The sequence below is a fragment of the Pseudomonas oryzihabitans genome (assembly GCF_032027545.1).
In the GTDB taxonomy this organism is placed as follows: domain Bacteria; phylum Pseudomonadota; class Gammaproteobacteria; order Pseudomonadales; family Pseudomonadaceae; genus Chryseomonas; species Chryseomonas oryzihabitans_F.
In genome coordinates this window covers 1-617 of the sequence record NZ_JAVSJB010000099.1, presented here as the reverse complement: position 1 = coordinate 617, position 617 = coordinate 1, and the positions used below count along the sequence as shown (strand labels likewise).

The window sequence follows — 617 nt, the reverse complement described above, 5'->3', positions numbered from 1 at the left end:
CGGCGAACTCAAGCAGCAGGGCGGCCGCCTGATCGGCGAGGCCGCCCTCCACCTCGACCTGGGCCGCACCGGCGGTAGCGGCAACCTCGACAACACCGGCGGCCTTATCACCACCACCGGCCTGCTCAGCTTCGCCCACCTCAACCAGGTGACCAACACCGACGGCGAGATCGGCAGCAGCCAGGCCTTCACCCTGATCGCCCAGGCCCTGGACAACACCCGCGGCAAACTCATCAGCCAGGGCCTGCTCAAGGTCCAGGCCAGCACCCTGACCAACAATGGCGGCCTGCTCTCCGGCTGGCAGGGCCTCACCGTCACCGGCGGCAGCCTGAGCAACCGCCAAAGCGGCACCCTGTCCAGCAAGGCCGGGGACCTCACCGCCACCCTCACCGGCGACCTGGACAACGGCGATAACGGCGCCCTGGTGAGCCAGGGGGCGCTGACCGTCACCGCGGCCAACCTGACCAACACCGGCGGCCTGCTCTCCAGCGGTGGCGCCCTGACCCTGACCATGACCGGTACCGGTACCGGCACCCTGCAAAACGGCCCCAAAGGCCTGATCGATGCCGGCACCACCCTGAACATCAGCGCCGACCACGTTGCCAACACCGGGGGAG

The 617-nt window shown here is 69.4% G+C and carries 1 protein-coding gene; it reads left to right on the top strand.

Annotated features, from left to right (window positions below; genetic code table 11):
- A partial coding sequence (locus tag RND78_RS27890) for a hypothetical protein (protein WP_312733465.1) occupies positions 1-617 on the top strand: 617 nt, incomplete at both ends.